The 19,345-nt window shown below is 30.9% G+C and carries 22 protein-coding genes and 1 tRNA gene; 11 read left to right on the forward strand and 12 right to left on the reverse strand.

Annotation, left to right across the window (positions count from 1 at the left end):
* The first annotated feature begins 89 nt into the window (after positions 1 to 89).
* Both ASC41_RS11720 and ASC41_RS11725 read left to right on the forward strand, forming a co-directional pair.
* Positions 90 to 293: a hypothetical protein gene (locus ASC41_RS11720; protein WP_055436836.1), complete on the forward strand. Its 204-nt coding sequence runs from the start codon at positions 90 to 92 to the stop codon at positions 291 to 293.
* Positions 290 to 853: a Smr/MutS family protein gene (locus ASC41_RS11725; RefSeq protein ID WP_055436837.1), complete on the forward strand. Its 564-nt coding sequence runs from the start codon at positions 290 to 292 to the stop codon at positions 851 to 853. The genes ASC41_RS11720 and ASC41_RS11725 overlap by 4 nt, the downstream gene beginning before the upstream one ends.
* Before the next feature lie 3 nt (positions 854 to 856).
* On the opposite strand, the gene ASC41_RS11730 is transcribed toward ASC41_RS11725, so the two are convergent.
* The gene (locus tag ASC41_RS11730) at positions 857 to 1,813 is read right to left on the reverse strand and encodes a hypothetical protein (RefSeq protein ID WP_055436838.1); all 957 of its coding nucleotides are present in this window, start codon (positions 1,811 to 1,813) and stop codon (positions 857 to 859) included.
* Between the two features lie 167 nt (positions 1,814 to 1,980).
* Between ASC41_RS11730 and ASC41_RS11735 the strand changes: the two genes are divergently transcribed.
* Together ASC41_RS11735 and ASC41_RS11740 are read left to right on the forward strand one after the other, a co-directional pair.
* Entirely contained in the window at positions 1,981 to 3,120 is a 1,140-nt protein-coding gene (locus ASC41_RS11735) for a cysteine desulfurase family protein (RefSeq protein ID WP_055436839.1), read from the forward strand.
* A gap of 9 nt (positions 3,121 to 3,129) precedes the next feature.
* Positions 3,130 to 3,912 carry an alpha/beta fold hydrolase gene (locus ASC41_RS11740; RefSeq protein ID WP_055436840.1) on the forward strand — a complete coding sequence of 261 codons (783 nt, stop codon included), beginning with the start codon at positions 3,130 to 3,132 and terminating at the stop codon, positions 3,910 to 3,912.
* 21 nt (positions 3,913 to 3,933) lie between these two features.
* Here the strand turns inward: ASC41_RS11740 and ASC41_RS11745 are convergent, their stop codons facing one another.
* The 10 genes from ASC41_RS11745 to ASC41_RS11785 form a co-directional block, all read right to left on the reverse strand.
* Positions 3,934 to 5,049 (reverse strand): SDR family oxidoreductase, encoded by a 1,116-nt coding sequence (locus ASC41_RS11745; protein ID WP_055436841.1) that lies wholly within the window; start codon positions 5,047 to 5,049, stop codon positions 3,934 to 3,936.
* 39 nt (positions 5,050 to 5,088) lie between these two features.
* Positions 5,089 to 5,253 (reverse strand): Lacal_2735 family protein, encoded by a 165-nt coding sequence (locus tag ASC41_RS16840; RefSeq protein WP_152971467.1) that lies wholly within the window; start codon positions 5,251 to 5,253, stop codon positions 5,089 to 5,091.
* 75 nt (positions 5,254 to 5,328) lie between these two features.
* Positions 5,329 to 5,715 (reverse strand): DUF2306 domain-containing protein, encoded by a 387-nt coding sequence (locus ASC41_RS11750; RefSeq protein ID WP_055436842.1) that lies wholly within the window; start codon positions 5,713 to 5,715, stop codon positions 5,329 to 5,331.
* Between the two features lie 148 nt (positions 5,716 to 5,863).
* The gene (corA, locus tag ASC41_RS11755) at positions 5,864 to 6,943 is read right to left on the reverse strand and encodes a magnesium/cobalt transporter CorA (RefSeq protein WP_055436843.1); all 1,080 of its coding nucleotides are present in this window, start codon (positions 6,941 to 6,943) and stop codon (positions 5,864 to 5,866) included.
* 10 nt (positions 6,944 to 6,953) lie between these two features.
* Positions 6,954 to 7,484, reverse strand: coding sequence for a mechanosensitive ion channel domain-containing protein (locus tag ASC41_RS11760; protein ID WP_055437075.1), 531 nt, complete (start codon positions 7,482 to 7,484; stop codon positions 6,954 to 6,956).
* Positions 7,485 to 7,517: 33 nt separating this feature from the next.
* A complete protein-coding gene (locus tag ASC41_RS11765; protein WP_055436844.1) occupies positions 7,518 to 8,432 on the reverse strand; it encodes a hypothetical protein in 915 nt (304 codons plus the stop codon).
* 26 nt (positions 8,433 to 8,458) lie between these two features.
* Complete coding sequence (locus ASC41_RS11770; protein ID WP_055436845.1) at positions 8,459 to 9,052, reverse strand: Maf family nucleotide pyrophosphatase; 594 nt, start codon at positions 9,050 to 9,052, stop codon at positions 8,459 to 8,461.
* Positions 9,053 to 9,054: 2 nt separating this feature from the next.
* Positions 9,055 to 9,963, reverse strand: coding sequence for a geranylgeranylglycerol-phosphate geranylgeranyltransferase (locus ASC41_RS11775; RefSeq protein WP_083477198.1), 909 nt, complete (start codon positions 9,961 to 9,963; stop codon positions 9,055 to 9,057).
* A gap of 125 nt (positions 9,964 to 10,088) precedes the next feature.
* Complete coding sequence (locus tag ASC41_RS11780; protein WP_055436847.1) at positions 10,089 to 10,619, reverse strand: KdsC family phosphatase; 531 nt, start codon at positions 10,617 to 10,619, stop codon at positions 10,089 to 10,091.
* Positions 10,606 to 11,367, reverse strand: a complete 762-nt coding sequence (locus tag ASC41_RS11785) for a Rossmann-like and DUF2520 domain-containing protein (protein ID WP_055436848.1) — start codon at positions 11,365 to 11,367, stop codon at positions 10,606 to 10,608. Before ASC41_RS11785 ends, ASC41_RS11780 begins: the two co-directional genes overlap by 14 nt.
* Before the next feature lie 60 nt (positions 11,368 to 11,427).
* On the opposite strand from ASC41_RS11785, the gene ASC41_RS11790 reads away from it, so the two are divergent.
* From ASC41_RS11790 to mscL, 3 genes are all read left to right on the forward strand, one after another.
* Entirely contained in the window at positions 11,428 to 11,838 is a 411-nt protein-coding gene (locus ASC41_RS11790; RefSeq protein ID WP_055436849.1) for a group III truncated hemoglobin, read from the forward strand.
* A gap of 85 nt (positions 11,839 to 11,923) precedes the next feature.
* The gene (locus tag ASC41_RS11795) at positions 11,924 to 15,235 is read left to right on the forward strand and encodes a cytochrome c biogenesis protein CcsA (RefSeq protein WP_055436850.1); all 3,312 of its coding nucleotides are present in this window, start codon (positions 11,924 to 11,926) and stop codon (positions 15,233 to 15,235) included.
* A gap of 26 nt (positions 15,236 to 15,261) precedes the next feature.
* On the forward strand, positions 15,262 to 15,720 hold the full coding sequence (mscL, locus tag ASC41_RS11800) for a large conductance mechanosensitive channel protein MscL (protein ID WP_055436851.1): 459 nt from the start codon (positions 15,262 to 15,264) through the stop codon (positions 15,718 to 15,720).
* A 56-nt stretch (positions 15,721 to 15,776) separates the two neighbouring features.
* On the opposite strand, the gene ASC41_RS11805 is transcribed toward mscL, so the two are convergent.
* Positions 15,777 to 16,148, reverse strand: a complete 372-nt coding sequence (locus tag ASC41_RS11805; RefSeq protein ID WP_055436852.1) for a hypothetical protein — start codon at positions 16,146 to 16,148, stop codon at positions 15,777 to 15,779.
* Between the two features lie 142 nt (positions 16,149 to 16,290).
* Between ASC41_RS11805 and ASC41_RS11810 the strand changes: the two genes are divergently transcribed.
* The 4 genes from ASC41_RS11810 (at position 16,291) to ASC41_RS11825 (ending at position 19,267) form a co-directional block, all read left to right on the forward strand.
* A complete protein-coding gene (locus tag ASC41_RS11810; protein ID WP_055436853.1) occupies positions 16,291 to 17,439 on the forward strand; it encodes a trans-sulfuration enzyme family protein in 1,149 nt (382 codons plus the stop codon).
* 24 nt (positions 17,440 to 17,463) lie between these two features.
* Entirely contained in the window at positions 17,464 to 18,336 is an 873-nt protein-coding gene (gene rlmF, locus ASC41_RS11815) for a 23S rRNA (adenine(1618)-N(6))-methyltransferase RlmF (RefSeq protein ID WP_055436854.1), read from the forward strand.
* A gap of 43 nt (positions 18,337 to 18,379) precedes the next feature.
* A complete protein-coding gene (gene bshB1 / locus ASC41_RS11820) occupies positions 18,380 to 19,096 on the forward strand; it encodes a bacillithiol biosynthesis deacetylase BshB1 (RefSeq protein WP_055437076.1) in 717 nt (238 codons plus the stop codon).
* 95 nt (positions 19,097 to 19,191) lie between these two features.
* A tRNA-His gene (locus ASC41_RS11825) sits at positions 19,192 to 19,267 on the forward strand.
* Positions 19,268 to 19,345 lie beyond the last annotated feature (78 nt).

Consider the following 19,345-nt stretch of genomic DNA (forward strand, 5'->3'; position numbering starts at 1 on the left):
TAGTATTTTAGTGTTGTTTTAGCGTATTTATTTTAAATCATTCAATTTGGTCCTATAGAAAACGTTTATATTTGCTTTTTTATATACAAATGAAACATAAAAACACCATAAGCTACTTGCTTATTTTAATAGGAGGAAGCATTGCTATTTATGCTAAAGCAAACGAAAACCAGAGTATTTTACTTTTGGTTTTAGGGATTTTTACACTAATGGCTGGTTTGTTTATGCTTAATACCAGCTTATCAAGTAATAAACCTAAAAACGATTATGAAATAAAAGACGAAGAAGAATGAGCTTTAAAATTGGTGATTACGTATATGTTTTAGACGAAGCACTTTCTGGTGTGGTTATTAAAATTTCTAATTCTGAAATTACAATAGAAGATCAAGATGGTTTTGAGTTGTCTTTTAGTGCTCATGAAATTGTAAAAAAAGAAGGCGATAGTCTTAGAAAAAGCGCTTTTAGTAGTAAGAGTATAAATCAAGTACTTTCAGAAAAAGAATCGAACAAAAAAAGAACACTGCCTAAAGTAAAACCTAAAGAACGCTTTCAGCCTACAATGGAAGTCGATTTGCATTTACATCATTTAGTAAAATCTGAAAGAAACATGACTAGTCATGATAAAAAACTAATTCAGCTAGATACAGCAAAACACAAGTTAGAGTTCGCCATGCAAAAGAAAATACAAAAAATTGTATTTATTCATGGTGTTGGTGAAGGCACATTAAAAATGGAATTAGAGTACCTTTTTAAGCGTTATAATAATGTGAAATTTTATGATGCCGATTACAAAAAATACGGACAAGGCGCTACAGAGGTTTATATCTATCAAAACATTAAACCACACGACTAAGTTTTAAAATGTAGGCGTTACAGTTCTAGAACTTGTAACAGTTTTAGTACCAAAATCTATAAAGTCTTGCGATAAAATTGATAAACTAATATTACTAATAAATAACTCTATTAGAAAACTTTGTTCTATTGTGTGTTCTATGTATAGAAGAGTTCCTGCATCATTATTGCTTACAGCTGGATTTAAATAATCAGGACCCACACTAGGATCTGTGATATCGTCTGTAGGATCTAAGTCTGGAGTAAGAAAACCTTCTTCATTTATGGTTAAAACACCATCAGCATCATCATCTGAATCTAAATAATTTGGATCATTATCTCCATTTGTAAAATTAGCATCAGTATTTAAAACTAGTTCAAGTTCTTCTAATGTAGTAATAGTTTGAAATTCAATTTCTACAGCTGTTAATACATTATCACCATCATCGTCAGCATCTAAGAAATTTGGTATACCATCACCGTCAGTATCTGTAGGGTTTGTTCTTGGATCGTTATCACCATCATCATTGTCATCTTCAAATTCAGCAGGAATACCATCATTATCATCTTCGGTTAAAACAATATTAAAATTTGCAGTTCCTATAGTGGAAATATAATCGTTTGTTATTCCTAAATTTGAAGCAGGTATAGCATTACAAAAAATACTACCAGTTACTGCACTACTATATGTTCTATAATAAAAAGGATAAGAACTACTAATAGTCTCCGTTGGTGTTTCGTCAACAAGATAGTATAATAAAGCATCGGCATCTGTTTCAGTTTCTAACAACTCTTCATAAGTAATATTCATTTCAAGCGATAAGGTTTCTGCAGGATCAGACTTTATTTTGTAAAAGACTAAACTTGTATCTCCACAGGTTTCAAAAGTATCTCCAAAACTTAGTTCTGCAGTAATAACGTCACCATCATCACAACTTGTAAAAAGAAAAGCTAAGGCTAAAAAAGAAAAGATAATTCTCATAAATTATAGATTATGCAACAAAAATAACAGAATTGAGTAAATGATAACGCTGCTTATGGTAATTAATTTTATTTGGCTTATTTTTGTTGGCTTGTAATGGTTGTTTTTCCTTTTAAAAATCAGTAGTTACAAGGATTAACAATAAATATTAAAGTTTTCCCAAAAAAATGAAGCAAGTATATTTTGATAGTGCAGCAACTACGCAAATAAGAACTGAAGTTGTAGAGAAAATGACTACAGTTATGCGCGAGTGCTATGGTAATGCATCTTCTACGCATAGTTTTGGACGTACTTCTAAATCTATGATTGAGAGTGCAAGAAAAACAGTAGCAAAGCAACTTAATTGTTCGGCTTCAGAGATTATTTTTACTTCTGGAGGAACGGAAGCAGATAATCTTGCGCTTAGAAGTGCTGTTAGAGATTTGGGTGTAAAAACAATTATTACTTCGCGTATAGAACACCATGCTGTTTTATATACTGTAAATCAATTAAAAATTGAATATGGTATAAATATTGAGTTTGTAGATTTGGAAGACGATGGACATATAAATTATGCACATCTTGAAGAATTGTTACTTTCTTCAGAAAAGAAAATGGTAAGCCTAATGCATGTTAATAATGAGATTGGAAACATTTTAGATCTAAAACGTGTTGGTGAATTATGTAAAGCGAATAATGCTTTATTTCATAGTGATACTGTACAATCTGTTGGACATTACGAATTAGATTTACAAGACATAAATATTGATTTTTTAGCTGTTAGTGCACATAAATTTCATGGACCAAAAGGTGTTGGTTTTGCTTTTGTTAGAAAAAATTCGGGTATCAAACCATTAATTTTTGGTGGAGAGCAGGAGCGTGGTGCAAGAGCAGGAACAGAATCGGTACACAATATTGTAGGTTTAGAAGAAGCGTTAAAAATAACTTATGCTAATCTAACCGAAGAACGTGCATACATCACTTCATTAAAACAATATTTTATAAAATCTATAACCGAAGCTTTTCCAGAAGCAACTTTTAATGGAAGTTCAGGGGATTTAGGGAAAAGTACATATACAGTAGTTAATATTTGCTTGCCAATTGCAGCAGAAAAAGCACCAATATTATTATTTCAATTAGACCTAAAAGGTATTGCTTGTTCTAGAGGTAGTGCTTGCCAAAGTGGTAGTAGTAAAGGCTCTCACGTATTATCGCAAATACTATGTGATGACGATATGCAGAAGCCATCTCTTAGGTTTTCGTTTAGTAAATATAACACTACAACAGAAATTGATTATGTTGTAGCTGTTTTAAAAGACTTTATGTAATTTAGCTTTATGATAAACTACTCTACTTATTTACATAAAACAGCAACCGAGTGGGTAACTTTTGTTCACGGAGCAGGAGGAAGCTCTTCTATTTGGTTTAAGCAAATAAGAAGTTTTGGTGCACAGTTTAATGTTTTAGTTTTAGACTTGAGAGGTCATGGTAATTCTAAACCTGCCTTAAAAGATGCTTTTAAATCTAAATATACTTTCGATTCTATTACTAACGATATTGTAGAAGTTATAGACCATTTAAAGATTGAAAAAAGCCATTTTGTAGGTATTTCTTTGGGTACAATATTAATACGTAATCTAGCAGAAAAACATCCAGAACGTGTACAAAGCATGATTATGGGAGGCGCGATAATGAAATTAAACTTCCGTTCTCAAGTCTTAATAAAACTAGGTGTTGTATTTAAATCTGTAGTACCTTATATGTTGCTTTATAAGTTTTTTGCATTTATTATTATGCCACGTAAAAACCATAAAAAGTCACGTTCTTTGTTTGTAAATGAAGCAAAAAAACTTTACCAAAAAGAGTTTGTACGTTGGTTTAAACTAACATCTGAAATAAATCCATTATTACGTTTTTTCAGGGCTAAAGACATAAAAATACCAACCTTATATGTTATGGGAGAACAGGATCACCTGTTTTTACCTTCTATAAAAAACATAGTCGCAAAGCACATTAAATCTACTTTATTAGTAATAGAAGATTGTGGGCATGTTGTAAATGTAGACCAATCTGAAACGTTTAATATTCAGAGTATTAAGTTTATAAACAGCTTGGCTTAAGCTAAACTATTTTAAAAAAAATTAGTAACTCTGTTTAAACTTCTTTTCTACAGAAAAGTTTATTAAATTCATGAAATTATCGTGTACACCAAGTGTAGCCTCTAATTTTAACTGATTAATAATTTCTTTAATACGTTTTGCATCAAACTGTAGGTCTGGAATAGAGATATAATTTTTAAATAACTCTCCAATCGTTTTATAATATAGAGCTTCAAAGCTATTATGGTCTAATGGCATTTGGTCTATATACTCGTAATTATTTATTTGAAAAGATTCAAGTACTTTCCCAACATAGTCCTTGTGTAACACTTGTTTAGGATTTACAATATTTAATTCTTTAATTTCAGGATGTTCAACAGCATACAATATGGCTTTAGAAACAAAATCGACAGGTACTATATTTAGTCCACTTTCTTTGTCAATCCATATTCTAAACGCATCTTTAAACTTTTTAGAATATTTATCTAAAAACATAGGCCATGAATAGAAAACATCATATTTAGGCGTTTCAAAAAAGGGCTTATCTATAAGTCTACCACAAATAATACTTGGTCTTAAGATTTGAGAAGTGATATTAATTTCTTCACATTTTTTAATAACATATTGTTCGGTTTCGAATTTAGACTGCTCATAAGGATTTCTAAAACTACTAACGTTATATTTTGAAATACTATCGTTTACTACTTCGTTTTGAATACCAAAAGAATAGGCTGTACTTATGTATATAAAACGGTTTACACTTTCTGGAAGGTTTTCTAAAAGTTGTTGCGTTGCTACATAATTTTGCTCATGTACAACAGTTTTAGAATTTGTTGCATGAGATAAATTAGTAGAACCTGCACAATGTATAATTGTAGAAAAATTATAAGCCTGAAGTGTCTCTTTTTTTATACTTACAAGGTCTTCTGCTATTATTGTAATTTTTTCTAGACATTGTTCTAAACTGTAATTTTTTAGATAGTCTGGCTTTGTAGCATTGTTTAATATATTGACTAAACGCTCTTTTGCTAGAATATGACTATTTCTAATAACTAAATATAGATGATCTTGAGAATTACTAATAAAGGTTTGCTTAAGCCAATCGAATATTACGTGACTTCCAACAATTCCAGTTCCTCCGGTAAGTAAACAATTCATAATTTGTTTTTAAATAAATTAGGCACGAAGATACTATATTTAGTGTTGCTGTAGTATTTCTATTTGTTCTAATATTTTTTGTGCTTCAAGTTGTTTAGCATCGCTTTTAGTTTTATTTGAAGAAGGTAGTTTATTAGATTGTTCTAATGTTTTTTCGCAGGAATCCTGAAGTATATCAAGTTTACTTTTAAGTATACGAAGCATAGTTTTTTTCTACAAAGGTAAAATCATCATATTCACATACTTTTAAGTTTTTGTTAAAAGAGAAAAATTAAATTTTTATCCAAAGAATACAGAATGTAAGTAACGGCCTGGCATAAAAGTAAACGCACCGGCAATAATTAATGCACCAAAGTATAGTAATATCATTTTACGTTTATGGGCTTTTATGTTTCCTTTTTTAATAGCAGTATATGCCGTTGGAACAGTGTAAAGTGTTAAAAAACTAAAGAGGTGTATCCACCCAAAATGATTAAAAACGGTTGGTCCAACTGCAGCAGGCATAAAAAGAGTTACTGTAGCTGTAAATAGCATTAGTACCATATATATTCTACCTAATACTTTGTGTAATTGAGTTCCTTTTTTTAGAGCAAGACTTATGGTTCCTATAATAAATGCGGGAAGTACAGTAAACAAATGCAAGAACATTAAAATTTTGTATGACATATTTCGTAATTTAATTAATTACTCAAATATCATTAACTCATTTATGGTTTGCATTTAAAAAAGGATGAGTTGTCGTTTAACAGTTACCAAATGTATGTTATTTATCTTTAATATTATAAATTGAACTTTAAGATGATAGCTAGGTAAATTACAGCCACTTTTTCCTCTTAAAATAATACAGCATACCTAAGAAAATAACAATCATTACAATCCAAAGTATTTGGTAACTGTATTTATAATGCAGTTCTGGAATGTTATCAAAATTCATCCCGTAAATACCAGCAATAAAAGTTAATGGTATAAAAATAGTTGCAATAATGGTTAGTACTTTCATGACTTCGTTCATGCGATTACTAATGGTGGTCATATACATATCCATTAATCCCCAAATCATTTCTCGATATATATCTATAGTATCAGACACTTGTATAATATGGTCATAAACATCACTAAAATAGTGTAGTGTTTTTTCATCAATAAGTTTACTGTTATTTTTATCGATACGATTTATAATTTCGCGTAACGGAAAAATAGCACGTCTTACTTTTAACACTTCTCGTTTAAGTCCTTGTATTTCTGTACTAATCTCGTCTTTAGTTAAGCCTTCGAATAAATTATCTTCAAGATCTTCAATTTTATTACCCATTGTTTCAATAATGGCATAATAATGATCCACTACAGAATCTATTAAAGCATAGAGCAAATAATCTGAGCCTAAACCACGAATACGACCTTTACTTTGGCGAATACGTTCGCGCAAAGAGTCGAACACATCGCCTTCAGCTTCTTGAAGCGATAGCACATAATTCTCACCTAAAATAAAACTAACTTGCTCAGATATAATTTTCTCATCAGCATCATAATACATCATCTTTAAAACAATAAATATGTAGTCTTCATATTCATCAATTTTTGGACGTTGATTTGTGCTTACTATATCTTCTAAAACTAATGGGTGTAAGTTGTAATGCGTACCTAGTTTTTCAATCTCTCCAATTTGGTTTAAACCATTAAGGTTAATCCATGTTACAGTACCTGAGGATTTAAACTGAAAAGCCTCTTCTACAGTCTTTAATTCTTTTTCTACAAAAGAATCTTTATTGTAGTCAAACGATTCTATAAATAATTGAGAAGTTTCTCTAGTACCTGTATATATTAAAGCACCAGGAACTTGCCCAACCTGCTTTTTATAATTTTGAGTTCGCTTTTTAGGTTTTCTCTTAGTCATTGTTTAATTGTTAATGAAAATCACCAAAATCTTCTATGGCGTCTTTTTGAACTAAAGTTACTGCTTTTTGAAGAATTAAATTATTTGGATATGTTACTAAATCACCAGAATCTATTCTAAGATGTAATTGGAAAGCACGAATATCTTCTATTACAGCTTCTATTGGGTAATCTTTATCATGGATTTTTATTTTATCTCCTACTTTATAAGGAAACGAAAAAAACATAATTACACCAGAAGTAACATTGCTTAAAATAGACCAAATAGCAAATAAGCCAACACCAATTACAGCAAAAACAGAAGAGAATACAATTGAAATTTCATCTAGTTGTACACCAACAATAAATGCTTCTATAAATAGAAAAATAATTAATAGAGTAAATGTGAAGTATCTAGAAATTAATCGGATACGTGCATCGTTTATAGTGCTTTTAATACCGATTTTTCTAATAGCAATTTTCCCTACTGTTCTAATAATAATAAATACAGCTAATAGAATTATTGTATTTATAAGTTCTGGTTCAATTTTTTGTAGAAACATGGTGTAAGTTTTAAGTAGTAACATAACACTATTTTATTGTAAGAGAAGCGTTTCTCTTAATACTTCGTCTTTCTTACTTTTTTTATTCCAGTATGCAGATTTTATTGTTTTTAATCTTGTTGCTTTTGTAATTGCACCATCGATATTTTCTTCCCAATCTAATATCTCGTAAGGAAATTTTGGATTAAAATTAATACTAAGTTTACGCTTTAAACTAGGGTAGTTAAGTGTGTAGTTGCCTGTTTTTAAAATAGCAGAAACGTCGTATGCTTTTAGAGGATCGTGTTTTAAACGAACAAACTCTAAAGATGGAATTATCTTAACTTCTCCTGTTGGAAGACTTTTAGGATCGATACGTAATTGTGTCCAAAGTTCGTTTTCTAAAATACTTTTATCTAAAGTAAAATCATTATCTGCTTGATTTTCGAAGTAGGAGTGAGAGTCTATTTCAAACTGATCACGGTTATTTAATTGAGTATAAACATGCCCACACCATTCTTGTATAGAGCAGCTTACTTTTATTGCATGTTTATTATTTGTAACAGGATAAAAAGTACTCTGCATAATAGAGTACGGATAAATACCAGTAGTGAAATTTTTAGTCTTATTAAGCTTTAAAACATTAATATTAGAAGGGTTACTATTATCTGATTTAACTTGTTTATCGGCTAGAAAAGGTTCCGTTACATATATTAAAACAGCTGTTCCGTTCCTTGTCTCTCCATAGCGAGATTGCTCAAGATTATAAGAAGAAATCTCAGCTTCACCAGCATACCAGTAATCATTAAAGCTTTTGTTAGGTTGAAAGACTTTAGTTTTAGGGCTCGTGTTTATTTCAGTTTCAACTTTGGAATGGTCTAAGTTTTTTGATTCTTTATTAGTACAAGAACATAGTGTTAATGCAAAAACAACAACTAAACATGCAAGGATTTTATTTTTTGTATTCATGTTTTTTTTATTACAAAATTACAATACTAATAATCGTCGGCAACAGTATTTAACGTTTCGTAAAGTAAGTGTGTTGGTAAACCCATAACATTAAAATAGGAGCCTTCTATATTAATAACACCCACTTGCCCAATCCATTCTTGAATACCATAAGCTCCAGCCTTATCTAAAGGAGAGCACGTTGTAATATAATGCCAAAGTTCTTTGTCTGTAAAGGCTTTAAAAGTAACTTTTGTAACGGCATTTACAGTCTTTTTATAAACTTTTGTGCGTATACAGATAGATGTAATAACTTCGTGAGTATCGTTACTTAAAGATTTTAACATGGCAAAAGCTTCATCATTATCTTTTGGTTTGCCTAAAGCGATGTCTTTATGCCATACTATAGTATCGCTCGTCACTAGGATGTCTTCATCTTTTAGTTCTTTAATAAAAGGTAAAGATTTTAATTCGGCTAAATAGTCACTAATTTGACAATGCGTTAATTCAGGAGGATAGATTTCTTCAATATCTTTTAACCTTATTTCGAAATCTAAACCTAAATTTTTAAAAAAGTCTTGACGTCTTGGAGAACCTGAAGCCAATATAATATGTCTATTTTTAAGTTTTTCGTTTAGCATAATTATAGTATTACTCTGTAAAGTGCCATCGATAACATTCCAGTAATCATTACTATTTTAAGCATAAAACTTATGTGTTTAAAATGGTTACTATTTTCTGCAGTAAACATTTTAATAGCAATGTAAATTAACGGTCCAACTACAGCAATTAAAAAATAGGCAATTGCTGTAACATGCATGTATAAAAAAGTCGTTATATAGTAAATAATTATAGCAATAGTTATTAACGTTAAAGCCATTGTTACTTTAGATGTTCGTGCTTTACCAAATAAAATAGGTAAGGTTTGCATACCAGCTTTGTGGTCTCCATCTACATCTTGAGTGTCTTTTACTATTTCACGTATAAAATTAATTAGAAATGCAAAAATGGCAAAATCTGTTAGTACCTCAAGCATTGTAGATTGTATAGTTTCGTTTTCAATAGTCATTGCAGGAATAAGTTCAAAAACGCCAACAATTAGTAAGCTAAGTGATACTAGTATTGACACTATAATATTACCAGCAACTGCAATTTGTTTTAAATAAGAAGCATAGACATAAAGTGCTGCAGCAATAATTACAAATAGCCCAAAAAATGGAGGTCTACCAACTTTGTGAGACAAATAGAAACCAATACAAACACCAATAAAAGTAAATAAGATGTATAATTTGTTAGCAGAACTCTCTGTTATTTTTTTACCTACAATTACTTTGTTTGGTTTGTTTATGGTATCTGTTTCAATATCATAAATATCATTAATAATGTAGCCACCAGCAGCAATGGCAAGTGTTGCTAGTATTAATAAAAAGAAGTTTAACGGACTCAAAGTTGTGTCTATTACAAAAGCAGGGAATAATGCATATTTAACTAATAGTTGCACTACGGCAATCATTAATAAATTTCTCCAGCGGATTAAGTTTAGTAAATTCAAAGTTTATCTATGGTATTGATAATACATCTTTTTATTAATGCCATTATTCCAAAAAAAATATAGGAATAAGTATTAAAATTGAAAGTATTAATGTTATTCTATTTTTCGTTTACTTAAAACAGATGCTAAATTGAAGCATCAAAAAAAGTATTCCAATCGTTTTTTACTTTTAAAACCTGTTCTATAACATCGCGTACACTACCTTTTCCACCACTTATATGTGAAATGTAATTTGAAACTTGTTTTACTTCTTGTACAGCATCTTGTGGGCAAGTAGCTAAACCTACTAATTCCATAACAGGAATATCCGGAATGTCGTCTCCCATATATAACACGTTTTCTGGTTTTATATTTTTATCTAAAATATATTTATTAAACTGCTCTATCTTATTGTGTGCACCTAAAAACACATCTAAAACGCCTAAATTTTCTAAACGTTTTTTAACGCCTTCGTTTGTTCCTCCAGAAATAATACAAACGTTATAACCTTTATTTAATGCTTGTTTTAATGCATAGCCGTCTTTAACATTCATGGTTCTTAACATGTCTCCAGTTTCTGTTATTGTAAGAGAACCGTCTGTTAATACACCATCAACATCAAAAATAAAGGTATTAATGTTTACTAAATACTCTTTGTAACTTTTATCGTATTCCATGTGTCTTTTTTATAGCTTTTGTAAGCAACTCGTAAACGTCTTTATGTTGGTCGCTTTCTAGTTGTTTTAAATGTCTTTTTATTGTTTTCTTATCGTTGCGTAATGCCGGTCCAGTTTGTGCCAGATAAGGAGAGAGCGATTCTATTTTATTAGCAGTCTCTTTAATTAATGGTTTTAAAATATCGAATTCTGCTCCATTCATTTCTGTAATTTCATGAGCCATTCTATACAACTGATTTGTAAAATTATTTACAAATACTGCTGCTAAATGTAAGGCTTGTCTTTGGTCGCTATTCACCTTATTACTCTTGCTACCAATAGCTTCAGCTAATTGCTTTAAAAGTGGTAAGTCGGCTTTCTTCAAAGCTTCAATACAAATAGGAACATCTGTAAAATTAAGATCTGCAGCTTTAGAAAACGTTTGTAAAGGATAAAATACACCTCGTTTTTGTTTCATATCTACAGCATATAAACTCGTGCTACCAGAAGTATGTACTACCAATCGGTCTTCGAAAGGGAGTTGCATAGATAAATCTTCTATAGCATCATCACTAACTGCTAGAATATAAATATCTGCTAGAACCAACGACGATAAATCATCGGTTACTTCCACTTTGTTTTTATATTTGTCAATCGTCTTTAAACTACGATTATACCATTGTTTTATTTCAACTTCTTTCGAAGCATGAAAAGCTTTAAATAGGTGAGTGGCTACATTTCCTGCGCCTAAAAGTACTACTGAAATCATTTGGCTAAAATAAGTAACCAAACGCTTAAAAAAAAGATGATAATAGTATCTTTGTAAACAATGGAGAAAAAAGATATAAACACTCGAGAAGATGTAGCGTTATTGGTAGATTCATTTTATGTTAAAATAAGAAATGATGAAACTCTAGGGCCAATTTTTAATAATGCGATTACTAATTGGAAAAAACACCTTAACCATTTAACTACATTTTGGGAATCTAGTTTGTTTTTTTCTAGAAAATTAGAACATAAATACATAGGCAATCCGCTCGAGGTGCACGCAAAAGTAGATAAGGACAATAATAATAGTATTACCGAACTTCATTTTGGGATTTGGTTAAATTATTGGATTCAAACTATAGACGAATTATTTGAAGGAGAAGTAGCCGAAAATGCAAAACGTCGTGCTCGAAAAATGGGCTCATTTTTATACTTAAAAATATTTGAAGCGCGCGCTAAAGATTTATCGTAATTTTAACAGTAATTCCTCATTTATCCGATAACTAAAACAAACAAAAAGGATTATATTTGCACGAGCTAAACAGAGCCTTGATATGATGCAAAATAAACTCACGAAAATCCTTTTTTCTACTCGTTTAACAGCCACTTTATTTATTCTTTTTGCTGCTGCCATGATTATTGGTACTTTTATGGATGCAGGACAAGAAACTTCTCCAACACCTTATTCTCGAACCTTAATTTATAACACGTGGTGGTTTGAAGCAATTATGGTTTTTTTCGTCATTAATTTTGTTGGAAATATTTTTAGATTCCGTTTGTATAAAAAAGCAAAATGGGCAACATTAGTGCTGCATTTGGCTTTCATTTTTATTCTTTTAGGCGCTTTTATTACGCGTTACATTGGGTATGAAGGAATGATGCCAATTCAAGAAGGTGAAACAGAAAATACTTTTCTATCTCAAAAAACATACGTTCAAGTATTGGTAAACGGAGATTACAAAATTAATGATGTACCACAACGTTTACGTATTGAAAAGGAAGTCGATTTCTCTGAAAGACTAAACAACTCTTTAGAATTTAGCACAACATACAATACTACACCAGTTTCTGTGTCTTTAGAAAAATTTGTTTCTAGTGCAGAAAAAGATATTATTCCAAATGAAAACGGTGAAGAGTACCTAAAAATAGTAGAAGCAGGTAATGGTGCACCACATAATCACTACTTAAAATCTGGTGAAGATCAATTGATTCATAATATTATTTTTACTTTAAATAATCCTAAAAAAGGAGCTATTAATATAGTGGATGGTGAAAATGGGATAACTATAGATTCTCCTTTTGAAGGTGAATATTTACAAATGGCAACAATGTCTGAAGGTAAATTGGTTAAAGATAGTATTCAGCCTTTAATGTTACGTTCTAGATACGTAATTGGTAAAATGCAAATGGTGTTTCCAAAGCCAGTTATAAAAGGAACTTTTGATATTGTAAAAAAATCGCAATTATTAAAAAGTGATGAAGATGGCATAGTATTAAACGTCTCTGCTAATGGTGAAACGAAAAAAGTAAACCTACTTGGCGGAATGGGTACCACAAACCAATGGGAAAGATTAGAAATAGGAGGTTTAGATTTGGATTTTAGATTTGGAGCTAAACTGTTAGAATTACCATTTAGTATAAAATTAAATGATTTTGTTGCAGATAAATATCCTGGAACTAAAAACAGTTATTCGGCTTTTTCAAGTGCTATTACTGTAAACGATGCGCAAGAAGGTGATTTTGATTATAAAATTTTTATGAATAATGTTTTAGATCACAGAGGATACCGCTTCTTTCAAGCTGGTTTCGATAACAACGAAACATTAACTAGACTCTCTGTTAATCATGATTATTGGGGAACTTGGTTTACGTACTTAGGTTATATGTTACTTTATTTTGGTATGATGGCTATCTTGTTTGATAAAAACACACGTTTTGCCGACTTAAAACGTGCATTAGATAAAGTAAAAGAAAAGAAATCTGAGATTATTTCTATTCTATTAGTCTGTTTTTCTCTTACAGGTTTTGCTCAAGAACAACACTCTGCAGACGATGGTCACGACCATTCTGAACACGCAGCAGTTCAACAAGTGCAAACAAAGGCTAATGTAGTAGAGCATGACGAATACACTTACGAAGAAAATAAAGCTGCAGTAGATTCTATTTTACGCGCTAATATAGTACCAAAAGAACAAGCAGATAAGTTTGGTCGTTTGGTTATACAAGATGTTGGAGGACGAATGATGCCTGTTAATACTTATGCATCAGAATTTTTAAGAAAATTAAGTAAAAGTGATACTTACGAAGGTTTTAGTGCAGATCAAATTTTTCTTTCTGTACAAGAGAGTCCTGCATTTTGGTACAACGTACCAATTATCTATTTAAAAGCTAAAAAAGACGATTCTTTAAGAAGTATTATAGGCGTAGATAAATCTGTTGGTTATGCTACTTTAGGTAATTTCTTTACTGGTAATGGAGATTACAAATTAGCACCATACTTAGATGAAGCATACAAAGCAATAGCGCCTAATGGTTATCAAAAAGAATTTCGTGAAGCAGATCAACGTGTAAACTTGCTTCATAATACAGTACAAGGTAATTCGCTTAAAATATTTCCTATTCCAGAAGACGAGAATAATAAATGGATTTCTTCTAACGAATACAGAAAAGAACATTATAAGGAGCAAATAAAAGATACTATTTACCAGAGTTTTGTAAACCAGAGTTTTAATCTTTATTTATACCGTTTAAATAATGCAAAGCAATCTGGTGATTTTTCTGAAGCTGATAAAATTTTAGAAGCTTTTAAAAGAAATCAAGTTAAGCTAGGAAGCGAAGTCATGCTTAGCGAAGAAAAAATTAACACAGAAATTTTATACAACAAGTACGATATCTTTAAAAATCTACATTACGCTTACATGTTGTTTGGAGCAATACTATTTGTATTATTAATCGTCCAAATTTTTAAAGACAAAAGCAAGTTTCTTAATCTATTAATAGTAACGCTTAAAATATTAATATTACTATCGTTTATAGCACATACAATAGGTTTAATTTTACGTTGGTATATTTCAGGACACGCACCATGGAGTGATGGTTACGAATCTATGATTTATGTAGCTTGGGCAACAATGTTATTTGGATTAATGCTTTCTAGTACTTCGAATAAAAGTTTAGCTACCGTTTATACTAGTTTAATTAGTGGAAAACATTCTTCTAATTTAACTACAGCAGCAGGAGCGTTTGTAACGTCTATGCTGTTAATGGTTGCACATTTAAGTTGGATGGATCCAGCGATTGCAAATCTACCTCCAGTTTTAGATAGTTACTGGTTAATGATACATGTTGCAGTAATTGTTGCAAGTTACGGACCTTTTACTTTATCTATGATTTTGGGAGTAACAGTCCTAGTATTAATGCTGTTAACAAACAAAGAAAACAAAGAAAAAATGCTCTTAAACATAAAGGAGCTTACCATTATTAACGAAATGTCTTTAACCGTTGGTTTAGTAATGCTAACCATTGGAAACTTTCTTGGCGGAATGTGGGCAAACGAAAGTTGGGGACGTTATTGGGGCTGGGACCCAAAAGAAACTTGGGCACTTATTAGTATAATGGTTTATGCTTTTGTAATACACGCCCGTTTAGTACCAGGTTTACGTGGTAGATGGTTTTTTAACTTGATGTCTATTATAGCTTTAGGATTTATAATTTTCACTTATTTTGGTGTAAATTTCTACTTATCAGGATTACATTCTTATCAATCTGGACAGGATTTAAGTTATAAGTACATTGGAGTAGCAGTAGTTCTTATAACTATATTAGCTGTTTCTTCTTATAGAATGTATGCTAAATATTATAAGAAATAGGTTTATAACATTATCTAAGGTTTAGTATGTCTACATTTTTAAAAGAGTTCAAAGAGTTTGCTGTAAAAGGTAATATGATGGACATGGCAATTGGTATTATTGTTGGAGCATCCTTTAATAAAGTTATAGATGTTCTAGTAAAAAAAGTATTAATGCCACCTTTATCTTTATTAACTGATGGTATTAATCTTCAAGATAAAAAAATTGTTCTAAGAGAAGGAACTTTTGATGAAGCTGGTAAAGTAATTGCAGACGAAGTCGTTATGCAATATGGTGCTTTAGCAGAAGCTTTCATGGATTTTATAATTATTGGAATTACTGTATTTCTTGTTGTAAAAGCAATGAATAGATTACGAGACAAGTCTCACGATGCTAAAGATAAAACAGTTAAAACACCAAAAGATATTCAGTTACTTACAGATTTAAATGAACTAATGGCTGAGCAGAATAAACTACTTAAATCACAGCTTAATAATAAAGCATAAAAAAACAGCGTATGTAGTGGAATCTATACGCTGTTTCATTTCTAATTAGCTATAAATTATAGCTTAATTAGTGTTTTGTGTAAGTTTATATCGTTTAGAAGATCATTTGTAAATTTATAATGTCCTTTTGTAGTTATAATTCTAAATCGGTGATCGTTCATTCTACTTAACACATCTATAAAACGCCATTTAGACTTTAATAAACGTGGTTTATCACTTTTTAAACTAATTTCAAAGTAGTATTTCCTGGTACGCTTAGTAGCTGTTATATCTGGAGTAATCTTAACATCACCATCTTTTTTAACGTAAGATTTAGGACTTTCATAACCTTCTACATCTGCCTTTATATTTTCGAAACCTAAGTGTTTCAAATAATTAACTGATTCTTTAATAAACGCTGTATTTTCTTTTTTTTCTGTCTGTATCATAATACTTCTAATATACAAATAGAGGTTTTTATTTTGCGTTAAAACGTTGTTAAACCATTGGTTTTTAATAGATTTTAAGAATAATACAATTGTTTATAGATAAGTACTAAAACTTAAATGTAACAATTACTATCTTTACGTTATGAGTAAAAATAAATTAGGTTTAAATACCATTTGTACACATGTTGGAGAAATTAAAGACGAACAGTTTAAAGGTGCAGTATCTCCTATTTATTTAGCAAGCTCTTACGAGTTTATAGATATGGATGTAAAACGTTATCCACGTTCTTTTAATACACCAAATCAAGAATATTTGTCAAAAAAAATTGCAGCTTTAGAGCGTAAAGAAATGGCAATGATTTTTGGTTCAGGTATGGCAGCTTTAAGTCATATGTTTTTAGCCTTCTTAAAATCAGGAGATCATATTGTCGTTCAAAATACACTGTATGGTGGTACAAGTAATTTTATACGAGAGGAATTTCCTAAATTTAATATAGAATTTACCTTTACAAACGGTTATAGCATAGCAGATTTTGAAGCAGCAATTCAACCAAATACCAAGTTAATACATTTAGAAACACCTTCTAATCCTTTGTTAACCATTACAGATATTAAAGCTGTAGCAGATTTAGCAAAAGCACATAAAATACTTACAAGTATTGATAATACATTTGCAAGTCCAGTAAATCAAACACCTGGAGATTTTGGTATAGATTTAATTATGCACTCTGCAACCAAGTATTTTGGAGGACATAGTGATATTTGCGCTGGAGCGGTTACAGGCTCTAAAGAACACATGGATCGCATATGGAAGGTTTCAATAAATCTGGGAGGTAGTTTAAGCGACTTTACCGTTTGGATGCTAGAACGTAGCATGAAAACTATGGGACTTCGTGTTAAAAAACAAACTAAGAACGCGGGTAAAATGGCTAAATGGTTAGAGAAAAACGATGCCATTAAAAAGGTCTATTACCCAGGTTTAAAAAACCATCCAGAGCATGAACTCGCAAAAGCGCAAATGCATGGTTTTGGAGCTATGCTATCTTTTGAATTAGAAGATGGATTGGATTCAGAAAAATTTCAAAAAGCATTAAAACTAATTAAAGCTTCTCTAAGCTTAGCAGGAGTAGAGAGCACTGTTGTAAGTCCTTCACAAACATCTCATTCATTGTTAAGTCAAGAAGAAAGAGATGCCGTAGGAATAAGCGATGGTTTAATTAGATTCTCATTAGGAATAGAATCAGTAAAAGATTTAAAAAAGGATATACAACAAGCAATAAACACATTATAAAATTTTGCATAAAAAAACAAACACATTATTGATTACGACATCGAAAAACTAACAGAGGTTTTTCCGGAATTAATACCACACGTTTTCGTTAATAAATACGAAAAACAAACCATAGATTTCGCAGACGCTAAAGCTGTAAAAGCATTAAATACAGCATTGCTAAAGTCTCATTATAATATAGAATATTGGCAGTTTCCAGACACTAATTTATGTCCTCCAATTCCTGGTCGTGTAGATTACATACATCATATTGCAGACCTTATAAGAAAATCTAAGATCAGTAAAGATATTACTGTTTTAGATATTGGTACAGGAGCATCTTGTATTTATCCGTTACTTGGTAATGCTGAGTATAACTGGAAATTTGTAGCTACAGATGCTAATAAAAAGTCTATCGCTTACGCGGAAAAAATAATTATTAAGAACAAGCTTAAAAAAGAGATTCAGTTAAAACACCAGCCTGTTGCAGAAAGTGTTTTTAAAGGTGTTATAAGTTCAAATGATAAATTTTCTGTATCCATTTGTAATCCTCCATTTTTTAAAGACGAAGCTGAAGCTTTTGAAGCTACAACACGTAAATTAAAAGGTTTAGGTAAGCTTACAGATGCGGTAACAAGAAATTTTGCAGGTCAAGCACACGAATTGTGTTTTAAAGGCGGAGAGAAGGCTTTTTTACACACTTATCTTTACGAAAGTTCTCTATTTAAGACACAATGTTTCTGGTACACTAGTTTAGTATCTAGTAAAGATAATATTAAGTCTATGAAGAAGTCTTTAGCGAAATTAGGCGCAACTACTGTTAAGGTAATAGAAATGAGTCAAGGGAATAAAAAGAGTAGAGTAGTAGCTTGGACGTTTTTAACAGAAAAGGAACAACAAGATTGGATAAATAAATAATTAAAGCGATTTCCACTTTTGTGGAATGAAAAATAAATTTTCTATGAAATTAGATATACTAGCATTTGGAGCACATCCAGACGATATAGAACTAGGAGCAGGAGGAACTATTGCAAAAGCAATTGCCGAAGGTAAAAAAGTAGGCGTAATAGATTTAACAAAAGGCGAATTAGGTACTCGTGGTACAGCCGAAACAAGAAGAGCAGAAGCAGCAAATGCGGCTGAGATTCTAGGTTTGTCTATTAGAGAGAACTTAGGTTTTGCAGATGGCTTTTTTATTAATGATAAAGAGCATCAATTAGAAATAATTAAAATGCTTAGAAAATACCAACCTGAGATTGTGCTTTGTAATGCTATTGACGATAGACATATTGATCACGGAAAAGGAAGTAAGCTAGTAAGCGATGCTTGTTTTTTAAGCGGATTAATTAAAATTGAAACAAAGCTTGACGATGTAAATCAAGAAAAATGGAGACCAAAGCATGTGTACCATTACATACAATGGAAGAACATTGAACCAGATTTTGTAGTCGATATTTCTAATTTTATGGAAATTAAGCAAAAATCTGTAGATGCATACCAGACTCAATTCTTTAATAGTAAAAGTAATGAGCCAGAAACACCAATAACAAGTAAAAGCTTTATTGATAGTGTTAATTATAGAGCTAAAGACTTAGGTCGCTTAGTTGGAGTGGATTACGCCGAAGGTTTTACTGTAGAGCGCTATATTACTGTTGATAGCTTGTTTGATCTAAAATAAAAAGATAAAAAAAGATTAAAAATTTTAATAAAAAACTTTGTAGTAAAAGGGATTTAATTTACATTTGCACACGCATTACAAAAATGTGTTTAAATGGTGATTGTAGCTCAGTTGGTTAGAGCATCGGTTTGTGGTACCGAGGGTCGCGGGTTCGAATCCCGTCTTTCACCCAAAAGCAAAAAGCTTCTCAGAAATGAGAAGCTTTTTTTGTTATTATAATTAGGTGTTTGCTTTGGAAATTGTGATTAA

Source organism: Lacinutrix algicola, from assembly GCF_001418085.1.
GTDB lineage: Bacteria > Bacteroidota > Bacteroidia > Flavobacteriales > Flavobacteriaceae > Lacinutrix > Lacinutrix algicola.

Coding starts and splice junctions, on each gene's coding strand:
- ASC41_RS11725 (WP_055436837.1), top strand. CDS start 290: ATGAGCTTTAAAATTGGTGATTACGTATATGTTTTAGACGAAGCACTT.
- mscL (WP_055436851.1), top strand. CDS start 15,262: ATGTCTACATTTTTAAAAGAGTTCAAAGAGTTTGCTGTAAAAGGTAAT.
- ASC41_RS11730 (WP_055436838.1), bottom strand. CDS start 1,813: ATGAGAATTATCTTTTCTTTTTTAGCCTTAGCTTTTCTTTTTACAAGT.
- ASC41_RS11785 (WP_055436848.1), bottom strand. CDS start 11,367: ATGATTTCAGTAGTACTTTTAGGCGCAGGAAATGTAGCCACTCACCTA.
- corA (WP_055436843.1), bottom strand. CDS start 6,943: ATGACTAAGAGAAAACCTAAAAAGCGAACTCAAAATTATAAAAAGCAG.
- ASC41_RS11745 (WP_055436841.1), bottom strand. CDS start 5,049: ATGAATTGTTTACTTACCGGAGGAACTGGAATTGTTGGAAGTCACGTA.
- ASC41_RS11760 (WP_055437075.1), bottom strand. CDS start 7,484: ATGTTTCTACAAAAAATTGAACCAGAACTTATAAATACAATAATTCTA.
- ASC41_RS11805 (WP_055436852.1), bottom strand. CDS start 16,148: ATGATACAGACAGAAAAAAAAGAAAATACAGCGTTTATTAAAGAATCA.
- ASC41_RS11765 (WP_055436844.1), bottom strand. CDS start 8,432: ATGAATACAAAAAATAAAATCCTTGCATGTTTAGTTGTTGTTTTTGCA.
- ASC41_RS11720 (WP_055436836.1), top strand. CDS start 90: ATGAAACATAAAAACACCATAAGCTACTTGCTTATTTTAATAGGAGGA.
- bshB1 (WP_055437076.1), top strand. CDS start 18,380: ATGAAATTAGATATACTAGCATTTGGAGCACATCCAGACGATATAGAA.
- ASC41_RS11795 (WP_055436850.1), top strand. CDS start 11,924: ATGCAAAATAAACTCACGAAAATCCTTTTTTCTACTCGTTTAACAGCC.
- ASC41_RS11780 (WP_055436847.1), bottom strand. CDS start 10,619: ATGGAATACGATAAAAGTTACAAAGAGTATTTAGTAAACATTAATACC.
- ASC41_RS11735 (WP_055436839.1), top strand. CDS start 1,981: ATGAAGCAAGTATATTTTGATAGTGCAGCAACTACGCAAATAAGAACT.
- ASC41_RS11790 (WP_055436849.1), top strand. CDS start 11,428: ATGGAGAAAAAAGATATAAACACTCGAGAAGATGTAGCGTTATTGGTA.
- ASC41_RS11740 (WP_055436840.1), top strand. CDS start 3,130: ATGATAAACTACTCTACTTATTTACATAAAACAGCAACCGAGTGGGTA.
- ASC41_RS16840 (WP_152971467.1), bottom strand. CDS start 5,253: ATGCTTCGTATACTTAAAAGTAAACTTGATATACTTCAGGATTCCTGC.
- ASC41_RS11770 (WP_055436845.1), bottom strand. CDS start 9,052: ATGCTAAACGAAAAACTTAAAAATAGACATATTATATTGGCTTCAGGT.
- ASC41_RS11810 (WP_055436853.1), top strand. CDS start 16,291: ATGAGTAAAAATAAATTAGGTTTAAATACCATTTGTACACATGTTGGA.
- ASC41_RS11750 (WP_055436842.1), bottom strand. CDS start 5,715: ATGTCATACAAAATTTTAATGTTCTTGCATTTGTTTACTGTACTTCCC.